13 protein-coding genes are annotated in these 15036 nt (G+C 48.9%); 4 read left to right on the forward strand and 9 right to left on the reverse strand.

From position 1 onward, the window contains the following. Nucleotides 1-45 precede the first annotated feature (45 nt). Genes H141_RS0106350 through H141_RS0106360 form a run of 3 tightly spaced genes read right to left on the reverse strand, consistent with a single transcriptional unit; the run spans nucleotide 46 to nucleotide 2101 of the window. Entirely contained in the window at nucleotides 46-585 is a 540-nt protein-coding gene (locus H141_RS0106350; protein ID WP_019675412.1) for a YggT family protein, read from the reverse strand. A gap of 18 nt (nucleotides 586-603) precedes the next feature. Next, the gene (proC, locus tag H141_RS0106355) at nucleotides 604-1428 is read right to left on the reverse strand and encodes a pyrroline-5-carboxylate reductase (RefSeq protein ID WP_019675413.1); all 825 of its coding nucleotides are present in this window, start codon (nucleotides 1426-1428) and stop codon (nucleotides 604-606) included. Beyond that, nucleotides 1412-2101 (reverse strand): YggS family pyridoxal phosphate-dependent enzyme, encoded by a 690-nt coding sequence (locus H141_RS0106360; protein WP_019675414.1) that lies wholly within the window; start codon nucleotides 2099-2101, stop codon nucleotides 1412-1414. Before H141_RS0106360 ends, proC begins: the two co-directional genes overlap by 17 nt. A gap of 30 nt (nucleotides 2102-2131) precedes the next feature. On the opposite strand from H141_RS0106360, the gene H141_RS0106365 reads away from it, so the two are divergent. Both H141_RS0106365 and H141_RS0106370 read left to right on the forward strand, forming a co-directional pair. Then, the gene (locus H141_RS0106365) at nucleotides 2132-3184 is read left to right on the forward strand and encodes a type IV pilus twitching motility protein PilT (protein WP_019675415.1); all 1053 of its coding nucleotides are present in this window, start codon (nucleotides 2132-2134) and stop codon (nucleotides 3182-3184) included. 55 nt (nucleotides 3185-3239) lie between these two features. Next, on the forward strand, nucleotides 3240-4367 hold the full coding sequence (locus H141_RS0106370; RefSeq protein ID WP_019675416.1) for a PilT/PilU family type 4a pilus ATPase: 1128 nt from the start codon (nucleotides 3240-3242) through the stop codon (nucleotides 4365-4367). Between the two features lie 30 nt (nucleotides 4368-4397). On the opposite strand, the gene H141_RS19910 is transcribed toward H141_RS0106370, so the two are convergent. Both H141_RS19910 and H141_RS0106380 read right to left on the reverse strand, forming a co-directional pair. After that, complete coding sequence (locus H141_RS19910) at nucleotides 4398-5165, reverse strand: lytic transglycosylase domain-containing protein (protein ID WP_019675417.1); 768 nt, start codon at nucleotides 5163-5165, stop codon at nucleotides 4398-4400. Nucleotides 5166-5234: 69 nt separating this feature from the next. Continuing rightward, entirely contained in the window at nucleotides 5235-6521 is a 1287-nt protein-coding gene (locus tag H141_RS0106380; protein ID WP_240473100.1) for a DUF3422 family protein, read from the reverse strand. Nucleotides 6522-6772: 251 nt separating this feature from the next. Here H141_RS0106380 and H141_RS0106385 point away from each other — a divergent pair, with 251 nt between their 5' ends. Continuing rightward, nucleotides 6773-7678 carry an EamA family transporter gene (locus H141_RS0106385; RefSeq protein WP_240473101.1) on the forward strand — a complete coding sequence of 302 codons (906 nt, stop codon included), beginning with the start codon at nucleotides 6773-6775 and terminating at the stop codon, nucleotides 7676-7678. Here the strand turns inward: H141_RS0106385 and H141_RS0106390 are convergent, their stop codons facing one another. The 3 genes from H141_RS0106390 to H141_RS0106400 form a co-directional block, all read right to left on the reverse strand. After that, complete coding sequence (locus tag H141_RS0106390) at nucleotides 7679-8167, reverse strand: fasciclin domain-containing protein (protein ID WP_026349277.1); 489 nt, start codon at nucleotides 8165-8167, stop codon at nucleotides 7679-7681. Between the two features lie 147 nt (nucleotides 8168-8314). Beyond that, nucleotides 8315-11401: an efflux RND transporter permease subunit gene (locus H141_RS0106395; protein ID WP_019675421.1), complete on the reverse strand. Its 3087-nt coding sequence runs from the start codon at nucleotides 11399-11401 to the stop codon at nucleotides 8315-8317. Between the two features lie 12 nt (nucleotides 11402-11413). Further along, nucleotides 11414-12532: an efflux RND transporter periplasmic adaptor subunit gene (locus H141_RS0106400; RefSeq protein ID WP_019675422.1), complete on the reverse strand. Its 1119-nt coding sequence runs from the start codon at nucleotides 12530-12532 to the stop codon at nucleotides 11414-11416. 284 nt (nucleotides 12533-12816) lie between these two features. Here H141_RS0106400 and H141_RS0106410 point away from each other — a divergent pair, with 284 nt between their 5' ends. Continuing rightward, complete coding sequence (locus H141_RS0106410) at nucleotides 12817-13254, forward strand: CBS domain-containing protein (protein ID WP_019675424.1); 438 nt, start codon at nucleotides 12817-12819, stop codon at nucleotides 13252-13254. Here the strand turns inward: H141_RS0106410 and H141_RS0106415 are convergent. Continuing rightward, nucleotides 13245-14948, reverse strand: a complete 1704-nt coding sequence (locus H141_RS0106415; RefSeq protein ID WP_019675425.1) for a diguanylate cyclase domain-containing protein — start codon at nucleotides 14946-14948, stop codon at nucleotides 13245-13247. The genes H141_RS0106410 and H141_RS0106415 overlap by 10 nt on opposite strands. Nucleotides 14949-15036 lie beyond the last annotated feature (88 nt).

Consider the following 15036-nt stretch of genomic DNA (forward strand, 5'->3'; position numbering starts at 1 on the left):
TCCTGTAATGATTATTGCGTTGTAGCCTGTTCTCAATAAGAGAGATCACAGGCCCCGAAACAGATCGCCCAATAAGATGGTAATAAACTGAATAGCGATAATCAGCACAAATACTGATAAATCCAGGCCTCCCAGAGGTGGTATTACTCTTCTTATTGGCCTTAGCATTGGCTCAGTCAATTGATGCATAACAAGTTCAATCGGGTTACGACCCTGACTAAACCAGCTTAATAAGGCACGGATAATTAAAATCCAGAACAGCAGATTAAGGGATTCTTTAAGCAGCACCAAAAAACCACTGATTAAGGTAGCAGGCACCTGAATACTGCCTACCAGAACCAGCTGCAATACTATAAGTTTAGTCACTGCAACCAGATACGCCAACACCACGGTTGCAGTATCCAGTTTGCCAATGCTGGGGATCAAGCGTCGCAACGGCAATACTGCCGGATTAGTGACTTTAACAATAAGCTGACTGAACGGATTGTAAAAGTCAGCTCTGGCCAGTTGCAGCCAAACCCTTAAAATAACCAACATTAATAGTAGGTTAAAAGCGGTGTTAATCAAAAAAAGCATAGCCTGCATTCTTGGCTCTCCGGCAACTTAAATTTGTTGTGCCATTTCTTCAGCACGTTTAATAGCGGCATACATGGCGTCGGCAACCATTTTTTCCAAGCCCTGGTTGGCAAAAGTCGTAACCGCTTCATGGGTGGTACCGCCTTTCGATGTTACATTTGCCCGTAGCTGAGCAAAGCTTTCGTCGCTCTGTAACGCCATAGTCGCAGCACCTAATGCTGTTTTAGCAACCATCGCTTTAGCTTGCTCCGGTGCAAACCCAAGCTTTTCGGCTACCTGTTGCATCGACTGCATAAAGAAGAAAAAATAAGCCGGTGAGCTGCCGGTTACCGCAATAATATGATTAATCTGGGCTTCCTGCTCTAACCAGACATTCATGCCGGTGCCACTGAACATATGGTCGACAAAGGCGCGCTCGTAGTTAGAGCAGCGGCTGGGGTAAAGCCCGGTGACACCCTGGCCAACCAGTGAGGGAGTATTGGGCATAGCGCGAACCAGTCTCACCTGGCCAAGCCACTGCTCATAGCGTCTCACTTCAATACCGGCCGCTATTGTTACGAATAGCTTTTCCTTAATTTCAGGTGCTTCCTGCAGCAGCTTCTCACACAAATCCTGCATCATCTGCGGTTTTACTGCTAATACAATTATATCTGCTTTAGTTACCGCCTCAGTGTTATCCAGGGTGGTGCTGATACCATAGTCAGCTGCCAGCGCCGTTAACTTTGGCTGGCTGCGATTGGCAGCAATGATATTAGCTGGTGGGTAGCCGGCATTTACCATGGCGGCAATGACACAGCGAGCCATATTGCCTGCGCCGATAAAAGCAACGGTGTTGTCATTCATTTTTTTCATAAGTCCTTGCGCCAAAAATTGCAGTGCCTAATCTTATCATAGTTGCACCGTATTGCAGAGCCAGCGGCCAGTCGTCTGACATTCCCATTGATAACTCTGTTGCGCCAGGGTGTTGTTGTTGCAAGCTTTTTGATAGCTGTTGCATTTCGGCAAAAGCCCGCTCACTGTCGCCCGGAGCGGGAATCGCCATCAGCCCCCGCAACTGCAACAGCGGTAGCTTAGCAACTGCAGCCGCTAATTCCGGCAGCTCAGCGGCACTGATGCCAGCTTTGCTGGCTTCATTACTAATATTAATTTGCAGTAAAACCTGCAGCGGGCCCAAATCAACCGGGCGCTGAGCTGATAAACGCTCAGCTATTTTCAAGCGGTCAATACTGTGAACCCAGCTGGCATGCTCTGCCACCAACCGGGTTTTGTTGGATTGCAGCGGCCCGATAAAATGCCACTCCAGTTCGGGTAACTCAGTTAATTCTGCGGCTTTGCTTAGTAACTCTTGCGGATAGTTTTCGCCAAACTGGCGCTGACCACTCAGATAAGCTTCACTAATCGCTGCGGCCGGCTTGGTTTTGCTAACGGCTATCAGCCGCACGCTGGCCGGATCCCGGCCGTATTTATGGCAATTTTCTGCGATGTTGTGATAGGCGGCGTTCAGTTGTTCTGCTATGTTATTCATATTTGTTGGCAAATTGGAGTAGATGTTGTCATGGATATTACCGAATTATTAGCCTTTAGTGTTGAGCATAAAGCGTCGGATTTGCATCTTTCTGCTGGTGTACCACCACTTATCCGGGTAGATGGCGATGTTCGTAAGCTAAACATACCGCCGCTAACTCATAAAGAAGTACATGCGCTGGTTTATGAAATTATGACCGACAAACAGCGTAAAGAATACGAAGAAAACCTTGAATCAGATTTTTCATTCGAAGTACCTAACCTGGCCCGGTTCCGGGTTAACGCTTTTGTCCAGAATCGTGGCGCTTCAGCGGTATTCCGGACCATCCCCAGTGAAGTACTTACCTTAGATGATTTGGGCGCACCAGATATTTTCAAGACCATTTCTGAAAACCCGCGAGGACTGGTGCTGGTTACCGGCCCAACCGGTTCGGGTAAAAGTACCACACTGGCAGCGATGGTCGACTACATTAACACCATGCGCCATGACCATATTTTAACTATTGAAGACCCGATAGAATTTGTCCACAACAATAAACTGTGTCTGATTAATCAGCGCGAAGTGCATCGTGATACCCATAGCTTCAGTAATGCCTTACGTTCTGCCTTGCGGGAAGATCCAGATGTTATTCTGGTGGGTGAATTACGTGATTTGGAAACCATCAGGCTGGCGATGACCGCGGCGGAAACCGGTCACCTGGTATTTGGTACGTTGCACACTACCTCTGCACCTAAAACCATTGACCGGATTATCGACGTATTCCCGGGTGAAGAAAAAGATATGGTGCGCTCGATGCTGTCAGAATCGCTACGGGCCGTTATTTCGCAAACGCTATTGAAAAAAATTGGTGGCGGTCGGATCGCCGCTCATGAAATTATGGTTGGCGTGCCAGCTATCCGTAATTTGATTCGGGAAGACAAAATTGCCCAAATGTATTCTGTTATTCAAACAGGAGCCTCTCATGGTATGCAAACTATGGATCAGTGCCTGCTTAATCTGGTAAACCGTGGCTTAATTTCGCAAAAAGATGCGCAAACCAAAGCTCAGGATAAAAACACCTTTGGCGCAATGGGCCGGATTTAGAGCAGTATTCTTGATTTTACGGATTTTACGGATTTGACGGATTGGAAGTGACGGAATGGAACTGACAGATTTTTTAACAAAAATGGTGAAAATGGGGGCATCCGATATGTTTGTCACTGCCGGCATGCCGGTAGCCGCAAAGATAAATGGTGAAATGACCCCGATTGATGATACGCCATTAACAGATGCTGCGTCGTTGGAGCTGGTGCTTGATGCGATGAACGAAAAACAGCAGCACGAGTTTAACCATAGCAAAGAATGTAACTTTGCGATCGCCAACGAAGCTGGCCGCTTCCGGATCTCTGCCTTCTGGCAGCGTGATCAGGCAGGAATGGTGGTGCGGCGCATTGTTACCACCATCCCGAATGCCGACGAGCTTGGTCTGCCACCTATTATGAAAGACATTATCATGTCAAAACGTGGCCTGGTGTTGTTTGTGGGTGGTACCGGTACTGGTAAATCAACCTCACTGGCCGCGCTACTGGGTTATCGCAACAGAAACTCCAAGGGACACATTCTTACCATCGAAGACCCGATAGAATTTGTGCATGAGCACCATAAAAGCCTGGTGACCCAACGCGAAGTTGGGATTGACACTGAGTCATTTGAAGCTGCACTGAAAAGCTCATTGCGTCAGGCGCCGGATGTTATTCTGATTGGTGAAATTCGTAGTCAGGACACGATGGAATATGCCTTGTCGTTTGCTGAAACGGGTCACCTTTGTATCGCTACCTTGCACGCTAATAATGCTAACCAGGCCATTGACCGGATAATGCATTTAGTACCCAAAGAAATGCATGACAAACTACGGTTTGATTTGTCGCTTAACTTGCGGGCGATAGTGGCGCAGCAACTTATTCCAACTGCCGATGGTCAGGGCCGGATCGCTGCGATAGAAGTGCTGTTAAATTCGCCGTTGATTGCTGATTTAATTGCCCGTGGTGAATTGGGCGAAATAAAAGCCGTGATGACGAAATCCCGCGAACTAGGGATGCAAACCTTTGATCAGGCTTTGTATGATATGTATCAACGGGGTGATATCAGCTACGCTGATGCTATTCACCATGCCGATTCACCTAACGATTTACGTCTGATGATTAAATTGCGCAACAACGAAACCAAGGGGGCCGGTTTCTTATCCGGTGTCACTCTGGAAGGTTTTGAAAACAAAGACGATAAGTAACCCGCCATCATGCTCACAAACAGGCCGCCGTCAGACGGCTTGTTTGTAGCGTTTATGTAATATTAACACCCGTTTTATATAGGCTTGAGTTTCGGCAAAAGGGGGCACCCCCTGATGACGCCTGACATTACCAGGCCCTGCATTGTAAGCTGCCAGACTAAGCGTCAAATCGCCGTTATATTGCTTCAGTAACGTCGCCAGATACTTACTGCCGCCCTGAATATTTTGATCAGGGGATAATGGATCAGTTACCCCCAGCATTGCTGCTGTGTCTGGCATTAACTGCATTAAGCCGATAGCGCCGCGTTTAGATAATGCTTGCGCCTGAAAGGCCGATTCAGCGTGAATTACAGCCCGGATCAGTGCCGGTTCGAGTTGCTGCTCCAGCGCCACCCGGTCAATTATCCGGTTATAGGGGCGGACAAACAGTGGTGTGCTATACCAGTTAATGCTGGAGTTTGGATCGCAGGCAAAACAATCAAAATGTAGTTGCTGGTAGGGCCGGTTCAGCGGTCGCCGGTCAGAAAAAAGTACAGTGCCATCAGCCTGATTCGATTTAAACACTGCAATACTATTGGCCGCGGTAGTTTTTGGCGCCGGGCGCAGTTGCTGCTGAGTGGGCGGCTCACCCGGGCTTAGTTTCAACTGACGCTTTGCTTCGGTACTGGTGACATCATTACCGGCGAACTCATTACCGCTAATATCATCACTGGCATTTGTGGCCTGCTGTGCGTGGCTTAGCAGCGGCGAGCACAGCACTAACCAGAACCAGCAAGTTTTTGCAGCTAAAGGTATCAATTGTTTCTATCCATCTTACCTGAGATTGCCAGTAAAGCACTATGCCGGCGAAATCTCAAGTTGGTATTTTCAGCTGGCTTTATCCTTTTGCAGCTGTCTGCTTAAGTACATTAACAGCAGCGCCACAGCCAGCAGTACCAGCGGTAAACTGATACTGCGCCATAAACTCTCATTTAGTTGCGGTAACCAGAACGCAGCGGCTATTACTGCCTTGTCGGCCAGCTGCGCGGCATAATAGCTAATCGCCACAAAAGATAAGCCCTCTACCACCTGTTGTAATTTGAGTTGCATGCGGGCTTTTTTATCCATTGATACCAGCAATTGCTGATTTTGTTGTTCCAGCTTTAAGTTAATCCGGGTGCGCAATAGCTCGGTTGAACGGCCCAGCCGGGCGCTTAATGCAGTTTGGCGGGCTTGTACTGACTCGCTGGTGCGAAATGCCGGGGTTAACCTGCGCTCGGTAAAATCCTGTAGCGACATTAAATCGCTGATCGGGGTTTCGTCCAGTGCCTTTAAACGATCGAGGGTAAGTTGGTAATAGGCGGTGGTAGCTGCCAGGCGGGAGCTGGTTTCAGCGATTAAATGCTCTGTTTGCGCCGCCAGTTGACTAATTTGATTCAGTAACCGTTCGTCGTTGTGACGCTCTTGTTCAAGTCGCTGGGTTAAACCGGATAGTTGTTGCTCCAGATTATTCAGTTTATGCAGGGCCTGGCGGGCAACCGGCCAGCCCAGCAATGACAGTTTTCTATAGTTTCCCAAATCAAACAGCTGTTGTACCAACCGGCCAAGTCTGGCCGGGCTTAAACCATAATCTACCAGTAACAGCCGGCCTGCGCCTTCGGCATGTTTCTGAAAATCGGTCCAGATCCGGGCTTTCTGATCCGCCAGCATGCTACTGATACAGGTTTCGTCATTAAAATAGCGGCTGATCTCTGCTTCGGCTGGCAACGTTTCGGCGGGAATGACAGTAAGTTGGACCACCCGGAACACCTGCCCGGGTAATTCATCAAACCAGTCACGGCTGGGCAAAAAACTTAGCGGATCGTCAAACAGCGCTGGAGCTGAGCCAGGCAGAATAAAGGTATAGCTGGAAAACTCGCCATGGCGTTCCCAGCGCAGCGTGCCGGCAAATAACGAAATATTTAGATCCTGATCTGTTTCGGATAAATAGGCACCTTGCTGCCCGGCATGCTGCTGCATCAGGCTAAACTCCAGCTGGCGTGAGGCACTGGCCACGGTAAACGTAAAATGACACAGCCGGCAAGGGGCACTAATGGCTGGAAAAGTGCGCTGCCGCAACTCTTTATCCAGTGCATCGCGTAGCGGGTGATTACGTAAGTTGAGCTTACTCATCATGTTGTCCTCAGTCACAGAAAAACCGTAAAGGCAAGAAGTCGGTTAAGTTAAAACAGGCATATCCTGTGCCAGTTGGCCTGATGCCCGCCGCTCAGCGCCAGTATGTACTTAACTTATTACAATGATTGGGTTTATCTGTGAGGGTTTAGCGACCTCAGTTCAGGTTATTAAATTGAGCGTGTACTAAAACAAAGCAAGCTGCTGCAAGATGGGGCAGCCTCAGTTAAAATAGCCGCCTCATCGGAAATAAATTGGAACCCCCCCAGATGGCCCGCACTGTTAAGCAAACCCTGCTCCTGGCAATATGCTGTGTGGTGCTGGCGATGGTGACCATTCAGACCGGCGCGTCGGTGGCTAAACAGCTATTTCCGCTTATCGGACCTGAGGGTACAACCGCTCTGCGTTTGGGGTTTTCGGCAATTGTTTTGTGGCTAGTGTTCCGGCCTTGGCGGGCGTTGCCAAAGGGCCGCGACTGGCAGGCAATTATTGTTTATGGCCTGTGTTTAGGCGGTATGAATATTCTGTTTTATCTGGCGATTGCCCGAATTCCGCTGGGTATTGGTGTGGCATTGGAGTTTACCGGGCCGTTGGCAGTGGCCTTGCTGGCTTCACGGCGTAAACGGGATTTATTCTGGGTGGGCTGTGCTATTGCCGGTATTTTACTGTTACTGCCTGATATGTGGGGTGTTGATGCTCTGGATCCCATTGGCGTGCTGCTCGCGCTGGCGGCTGGCGCCTGTTGGGCAGGCTATATTTTATTTGGTAAAAAAACCGGCTCACAGGCCTCTGGTGGCATTACGGTCGCGCTGGGCATGACAGTGGCTGCCGTGGTTCTGGTGCCGGTAGGCGCGGTATCACAGGGCATGGCGTTGCTAAGCTGGCAGGTGCTGCCTTTGGGCTTGCTGGTGGGTATTTTATCCAGTGCTATACCCTATACATTAGAAATGGTAGCACTGCGCCATATGACGTCACAAAACTTCAGTGTTTTTATGAGTATGGAACCTGCTATTGCTGCGTTGGCGGGTTTTCTGATCCTGGCCGAATTGTTGACGTTCTGGCAGTGGTTAGCGATTGCATTGGTTATTATTGCGTCACTTGGCAGTTCGTTAACTGCCGGCAGGGCTAGCGCAGCCCCGCCGGTTACTAACGAACGCTAGTTACATTTTTGGCATAATTACGCTGTCCAGCACATGGATTACGCCATTGCTGGTTTTAATATCGGTAGCAATAACTTCAGCACCATTAACATAGACTTTGCCCATTTTTACTTCTATGGCAACATCCTGGCCCTGCACGGTAGTGGCAGAGGTAAGCTTCACCACGTCAGCAGCCATCACTTTACCTGCAACCACGTGGTAGGTTAAAACGTTGGTCAATGCCGCTTTATCGGCAACCAGTGCATTTAAATCAGCCGCAGGTATTTTGGCAAACGCTGCGTCGTTTGGTGCAAATACAGTAAACGGGCCTTCGCCTTTCAAGGTTTCAACTAAATCGGCTGCTTTAACCGCCGTTACTAAGGTTGTGAAGTCGCCTGCTGCAACAGCAGTGTCGACAATATCAGCAGATTTCTTGTGATTGTGCGCCTGCACAGTCAGCATTAAAGAGGCGGGCAACAGTGAACCGGTAACCAATTGTGAGACTTTCATAATGTTTCCTTCTGTTACAATTTTAAGGACAAAGGTGTCCCGGCTATTAACGTCTCCGCTAGCCAATGCGATCAGTTTGCCCAAAAAATAAGCCCGCAAGCTCTGGCTTGCGGGCTTATGTTATAGTAACGGTATCGTTACAGCGGGCTAGTTGCTAACCCGCTCTTTTGTCCTGTCATACTCTGGTTGCAGCTGATAATCACGGGCCAGGAGCAGATACATTGCAGGCACCACATACAGGGTGAACAGGGTGCCGATAGTCATGCCACTGGCAATCACCAGGCCCATTGCATAGCGTGAGCCAGCGCCGGCACCGGTGGCAATCAACAGCGGGATCATCGCCAGTACCGTGGCTGCGGTAGTCATTAAAATAGGCCTTAAACGGATTGAGGTCGCGTCTTCAATGGCATCCCGTTTACTGCGTCCTTCCAGTTGCAGCTGATTGGCAAATTCCACAATTAAAATGCCATGCTTGGCAATGAGCCCTACCAGGGTCAGTAAGCCCACCTGCGTATAAATATTAATGCTGGTAAAGCCTAAGCTGGTAAATATCAGCGCGCCGCAGACACTCATGGGTACCGTTACCATAATGATGATGGCATTTTTAAAAGATTCAAACTGTGCTGCCAAAATCAGAAAAATAACAATTAACGCAAAAAAGAAGGTAACCACCAGTTGCTGACCTTCCGCCTTAAACTGACGTGACTGCCCGGCGTAATCCACACTAAAACCCGCCGGCATCACTTCGGCTGCAATCTGGTCCAGCACAGCCAGAGCATCACCCAGTGGCACGCCGGGGCGGGGCACACCTGATATTTTTACCGCATTAAGCTGCTGAAAACCTTTTAATGCCTGAGGTTGCACTGATTCGGTTAAGCTGACCAGAGCTGATAATGGCACCAGCTCACCTTCACGGTTACGGGTATAAAAGTCCTTTAATTGCTCCGGGTTTAACCGTTCACTGCGTGATACCTGTGGAATAACCCGGTAAGAGCGGTTGTCCAGCGCAAAACGGCCGGCATCGGCACCTGACATCAGACTGCCCAAATCGGCAGCAATTTGCTGCATTGACACCCCCATCAGCGCAGCTTTTTCCCGATCAACCTGCACGGTCTGGCGTGGCCGGTTTATTTTCAGGTCACTGTCGACAAAAATAAAGCGGCCGGAGGCCATGGCACGGCCCAAAATCTCCTGTACCACTTCTTCCAGGGCGGCAAACGGCTGGGTTGAACCGACAATAAACTCTACCGGGGTGCCACCACCTGGGGATGGTAAAGAAGGCGGCACCAACGCAAAACTGTTAATACCCGGCAGGCCGGCCATAAATGGCTGAATATTCTGCTCCAGTACCTGTGACGTGGTGCGTTTGCGCTGATCCCAGGGCGCTAATACAAAACCGGCAATCGCATTGTTGGTGCTACCGGTACCATTGATAATAAAAATATTTTTTATCTCCGGCGCTTCGGTGCTCAGCTTATTGAGTTCGCTGGTATTACGCTCCAGATAATCCAGGGTAGCGAAGCTGTCGGCTTCCAGGATAGAGAACACAAAGCCCTGGTCCTCAGGCGGCTCCAGTTCAGACGGGCTGGTAACAAACAGAAAGTAGCACGACACCAGCACAATGGCGCCAAATGTTAGCACCACCGGCAAATAATTAAGGGTGGCATGTAACTGGCGCTGATATCCGCTGCGTAATTTTTCAAAGCGCTGATCCAGCCAGTGCTCCAGCGACTTTTCATTTTGGCTGTCGCTCTGGTGTGCTTTTAAAATATAAGCGCACATTACCGGTGATAAGGTCAGGGCCACTACTCCGGACAGAATAACCGAGGCGGCCAGGGTAAAGGCAAACTCGACGAATAACACGCCGGTTAAACCGCCGACAAAACCGATAGGTAAAAACACCGCTACCAGAGTCGTCGACATGGTAATAATCGGCCAGGCCAGCTGGCGGGCACCCAGGATGGCGGCTTCTGTGCGTGACTTACCCTCTTCAATATGGCGATGGATGTTTTCCAGCATAATAATGGCATCATCCACCACAATGCCGATAGCCAATACCATCGCCAGCAGGGTGAGCAGGTTAATGGTAAAGCCGAGCAACCACATTAAGAAGAAAGTACCAATTAATGATACAGGAATGGCCACTGCCGGAATAATAACGCTGCGCATCGAGCCTAAAAAGGCGTAGATCACCAGAATGACAATCACCAGCGCCAGTACGATAGAAATAACAACTTCATCAATGGCATTTTCAATATATTCGGTAGAATCATACGGAATGTCTGCATCCAGTCCTTCAGGTAACTGTGGAATAATATCCCGGTCCCAGACTTTTCTGACTTCCGCTATCACATCCAGCGCATTGGCATCGGGTGAGATTTCAATGCCCATAAAGGTTGCGGCAAGGCCGTTAAAACTCACAGAGCTTTCGTAGCTCTCGGCGCCAAGCTCAACAGTGGCGACGTCCTTTAGCCGCACCAGGGCGCGGCTATCGGCACTTATCACCAAGTCGGCAAATTGCTCAGCACTACGTAAATCGGTGGCTGCATTTAAATCTACGGCCACCATCTGGCCCTTGGTTCGGCCCAGTGCTGCCAGCACATTGTTACTGCGCAGCGCGCTGCTGATATCAGAGCCGGTAATGCCAAAGGCCGCCATCTTGGCCGGGTCGAGCCAGATCCGCATGGCAAAGGTCCGGGCGCCAAGGATCTCCGCCCGCTGTACGCCGGGAATGGTGGCCAGTTGTGGCTCAATAACCCGTACCAGATAGTCGGTAATTTGGTTGTTACCCAATACTTCTGAGTAGAATGACAGGTACATCGCGGCGACATCCTGGCCAACCTTTAATGAAATAACCGGATCGCGGGCGTTCTCTGGCAGTTCTGAGCGGATTTTGTTTACCTGGGCCGCAATCTGAGTCAGGGCTTCATTCGGATCGTAATCAAGCCGCAGAAAAGCTTCTACTGTGCTGGAGCCGGCGACTGAAGTAGAAACCAGATAATCAATACCTTCGGCTGACGCAATTTCCCGCTCCAGTGGGGTAGTGATAAAACCCTGAATAAGATCGGCATCAGCACCAACATAAACGGTATTGACCGTAACTACGGCATTCTGAATTTCCGGAAATTGCCGCACATTCATATCCATAATGGCTCTTAAGCCCAACAGGACAATAAACAAACTTACCACCGATGCCAGGATCGGTTTTTTTATAAATACATCAGTAAAGCGCATTAGTCATTGTCCCTACTGGTTGGCTGGTGCTGGATTGGGATCTGCAGTCGGGGTTGCTTGCTGATTGTCGCTGATGATGACTTCAGCACCATTGCGTAATTTCAACAAACCCGAGGTGGCAATCCGGTCCCCGGCACTTAAGCCGTCCGTAATCGCAATAACATCGCCACGACTCTGGCCGGTGCTGACAAACCGCTGGTGTGCGGTGAGTTTGCCGTCGTTATCGCGGATCACAAATACTGAATTGCCATAGGGATTAAACTGAATAGCAGTTTGTGGTACCAGGGTCACTTCATTGCTCTGGCCGGTATCCATCTGAATCCGGGCAAACATGCCCGGCCGTAATTTATGCTGTGGGTTGGCAAAAGTCGCCTGTACTTCCACACTGCGGCTTGACTGACGCACAGCCGGCGCAATCGCAGTGATCTCGCCACTGAATTGCTGCTCAGCCCAGGCATCAACGCTGACAGTCAGTTGCTGGCCTTTGCTGATACTGGCAAGTTGCTGCTCGGGTAAACTGAAATTCAGATAAATTGGATCTAGCGATTGTAACGACACGACATTATCACCTGGCGACACCAGCTGGCCCAGGCTTACCTGACGAATGCCGGTAATACCATCAAAAGGAGCATGAATGGTCTTTTGGGCAATTCGTGCCTGTTGAGAGGCGACCGCCGCTTTGGCCTGAGCCGCTTCACTCTCACGTCGCCTGACATCCAGCTCTGAAACGCCTTTATCACGTAGCAGGGTTTGCAAGCGGTCCAGTTCCAGCTCTGCCAGCTGCTGAGCCGCAGTTAACCGGGTTAAATCAGCCTGATCTACGCTATCATCCAGCTTTAGCAGTAACTGGCCTTTGCGTACTTCACTGGCATTTTCAAACTGAATACTGGTAATGATACCGCTGGCTTCAGTCGAAAGCTCTGTGCTGTTAATTGCGGCAAAACTGCCAACTGCGCTGACAAAGGGCTGCCAGTCTGCAGTAGTAACCGTCGTTGCCGTTATTGTCGCGGCAGGCATTGGCATAGTTTCAAAATACTGGTTCATAAAGTGATTACCAATAGCCTTATAGCCGAAAATACCCCCGAAAATCAGGCCGGCAACAATCAGCATCAGAAACATGCGCTTAAACATGGACTCTCCTTATCAAAATTCAGGGCTCAGTATAAAGACAATTGCAGCCACTATTTGTGAAATTTAGTAACACTTTATGTGCTGATTTTCAGCTTGTATCAGCCGAGCTAGTATTACTGAGCAGCAGTGCTTATGGTTTATCGGCTGCAGCGGATAAATGAAAAGTTGTGCTAAAAAACCGGCATAACTTATCTTAAACATGATCCAGCTTCAGGCAAAACAGTAAATTTTTCGCTATACCTGTTATTCAGCTGCTGAGGTTAAACCAACAAGGAGTTATTTTTATGACCATTACTACCGTTGCAGAACTGATGACCGCTGATCCACTGTGTTTACTTCGGAGCGCCAGCCTGAAAGATGCTCATGATTTAATGCGTCAGAAAAATGTGCGGCATATCCCGGTAATTGAAGCCAATGGCGAACTTGTAGGAATGCTGACCCAGAAAATAATGATTGCTAAAGTTATGGGCTTAATGGCCCAGTATGGTGCAACCGCATTGGAGCGCAAAGAAAAGCAGTTGTTGGTCAGTGAGTTAATGGCTACTGATTTTGCCGCCGTTACCGCAGAGCAACCGCTGGTTGAGGTTGCCGATTTTTTTGTGACAAATCGCCACGGTTGCCTGCCGGTGGTCGATGGTGATAACAAAATTACTGGTATTTTAACGTCATCAGATTTTGTAAGACTGGCAGCCCGTTTGTTAAAACCAACGGCTCAGGGTTGATACCAACAAAACTGGTTTTTACCGCGGTTTTTAGCCTGATACATTGCAGCGTCAGCCTGACGTAATAACAAGTCAGCACTCGTTTGCTTGCCACTAAACAGCACCAGACCAATACTGCTTTGGCAACGGTGACTTAGCTGGCTATCTTGCTGAAGATCCAGCGGTTCATTAATTGTTGCTGCAATTTTGGTCGCTATCTGTTCAGCGCGTTGCATGCAATGTGCTTTATTGCCGGCAATTTCATGTAAAAGCACAATAAATTCATCACCGCCAAAGCGAGCGACAGTGTCAGCCTCCCGCACGACATGACGAATACGCTCTCCTATCTGGCTTAGCACCTGGTCGCCGGTTTTATGGCCATATAAATCGTTTACCGGTTTAAAATTATCTAAATCAATAAACATCATTGCACAATAATTTTTGCTGCGTTTACTGTTACTTATTGCATGTTGCAGCCGTTCCTCCAGCAAACGGCGGTTTGGCAGGCCGGTTAAGTCATCATAAAATGCCAGCCGGCGAATTTTTTCTGCTGATAAGCTGCGGTTTATGGCCAGCTCTGCCAGGTTACTGTATCTGGCAATTTTCTGACGCTGGCTGGCAGTTGGCTGACAAGGCTCGCTGTGATAAATCCCAAAAGTGCCCAGTACTTTGCCGTCGGCATTTTTTATTGGCTGTGACCAACAGGCTGCCAGATTGGCGGCCTGAGTTAACTCCAGAAAGGGCTGCCAGTAGGGGTGGTTGTTAATGTCCTCGACGATGACCGGCTCACCGGTATAGGCCGCAGTGCCGCAAGAGCCCTGGCCCATGCCAATAGGTAAGCCATCTACTCCCTGATTGTAAAAATCAGGTAAGGACGGCGCTGCGCCATGTTTGAGGAATTTGCCACTTGGGTCTAGCAATAACACTGAACAACGCATTTCCGGGTGTAATAATTCAATTTGCTGGACCATACAAGCTAAAATGTCGGTTAGTCCTGCACCCTGACTTATCTGGCTTAAAATCAGGTTTTGCAGCTCCAACTCCTGAGTCCGCTCGGCAATTTGCTGTTCAACTGAACTAATGGTGCGGGCAGATTGCTGATTCGCCATACTAAGCTCAGCAATTTGCTGTGCCAGCGATGCCAGCAAGTTTAACAGTGCCGGTAGCTTTTCTTCTGCGACTATCGGCACTTCTGCTATAGCATTCAGATATTCATCGTTGTCAAATCCTAGCTCTTTTCCCTGTGAGCTGAAAAAGGCTAAATCAGGTTCAGTCAGGAAAAATTGGCCAATAAATAAATTGGCGATATGAACATCATTAATTATCAGTGGCGTTGAGCAATCGGTTAAACCATTTCGACATTTATACAACGCATAATTATGGCCTTGCTGCATCTTGCTGGCTAAGTCGACATCACTCTCATGACAGCGTTGGCGGCTGGTTTCGTTTACCCGGTGAAACTGCATGCAGGCGCGCTGCCATTTCGAGGAGGCCAGTATGCTGCCGTCCAATCCAATTAAGGCAATAGCAATGCCCATAGCTTCCAGAAAGTGGTCAAATAAGCTGTTTAATCGGGAAAAGTCTGAAGCTACCGCGTGTTGACTTGCGGCATTGTCCGGGACTGAACGCTGCGTGTTATTCCAGTCAGCGCCCAGAGGATCGAGCATTTGAATTAAGCTGGATTCTTTAAGCAAATGCTTACTGAGTTTAGCCATCTGATTTTAATGTTAGTCGTTTAAACTAAGGTTATCCAATTTATTAGTGTATTTCACTATAAAAAAAACCTCTGCCGGGCAGAGGTTT

The sequence above is a fragment of the Arsukibacterium perlucidum DSM 18276 genome (assembly GCF_000382165.1).
In the GTDB taxonomy this organism is placed as follows: domain Bacteria; phylum Pseudomonadota; class Gammaproteobacteria; order Enterobacterales; family Alteromonadaceae; genus Alishewanella; species Alishewanella perlucidum.

Bases quoted from the DNA above. Each gene is read 5' to 3' on its own strand.
- proC (WP_019675413.1), bottom strand. From the start codon at position 1,428: ATGAAAAAAATGAATGACAACACCGTTGCTTTTATCGGCGCAGGCAAT.
- H141_RS0106390 (WP_026349277.1), bottom strand. From the start codon at position 8,167: ATGAAAGTCTCACAATTGGTTACCGGTTCACTGTTGCCCGCCTCTTTA.
- H141_RS0106360 (WP_019675414.1), bottom strand. From the start codon at position 2,101: ATGAATAACATAGCAGAACAACTGAACGCCGCCTATCACAACATCGCA.
- H141_RS0106380 (WP_240473100.1), bottom strand. From the start codon at position 6,521: ATGATGAGTAAGCTCAACTTACGTAATCACCCGCTACGCGATGCACTG.
- H141_RS0106395 (WP_019675421.1), bottom strand. From the start codon at position 11,401: ATGCGCTTTACTGATGTATTTATAAAAAAACCGATCCTGGCATCGGTG.
- H141_RS0106370 (WP_019675416.1), top strand. From the start codon at position 3,240: ATGGAACTGACAGATTTTTTAACAAAAATGGTGAAAATGGGGGCATCC.
- H141_RS0106400 (WP_019675422.1), bottom strand. From the start codon at position 12,532: ATGTTTAAGCGCATGTTTCTGATGCTGATTGTTGCCGGCCTGATTTTC.
- H141_RS0106350 (WP_019675412.1), bottom strand. From the start codon at position 585: ATGCAGGCTATGCTTTTTTTGATTAACACCGCTTTTAACCTACTATTA.
- H141_RS0106415 (WP_019675425.1), bottom strand. From the start codon at position 14,948: ATGGCTAAACTCAGTAAGCATTTGCTTAAAGAATCCAGCTTAATTCAA.
- H141_RS0106365 (WP_019675415.1), top strand. From the start codon at position 2,132: ATGGATATTACCGAATTATTAGCCTTTAGTGTTGAGCATAAAGCGTCG.
- H141_RS0106410 (WP_019675424.1), top strand. From the start codon at position 12,817: ATGACCATTACTACCGTTGCAGAACTGATGACCGCTGATCCACTGTGT.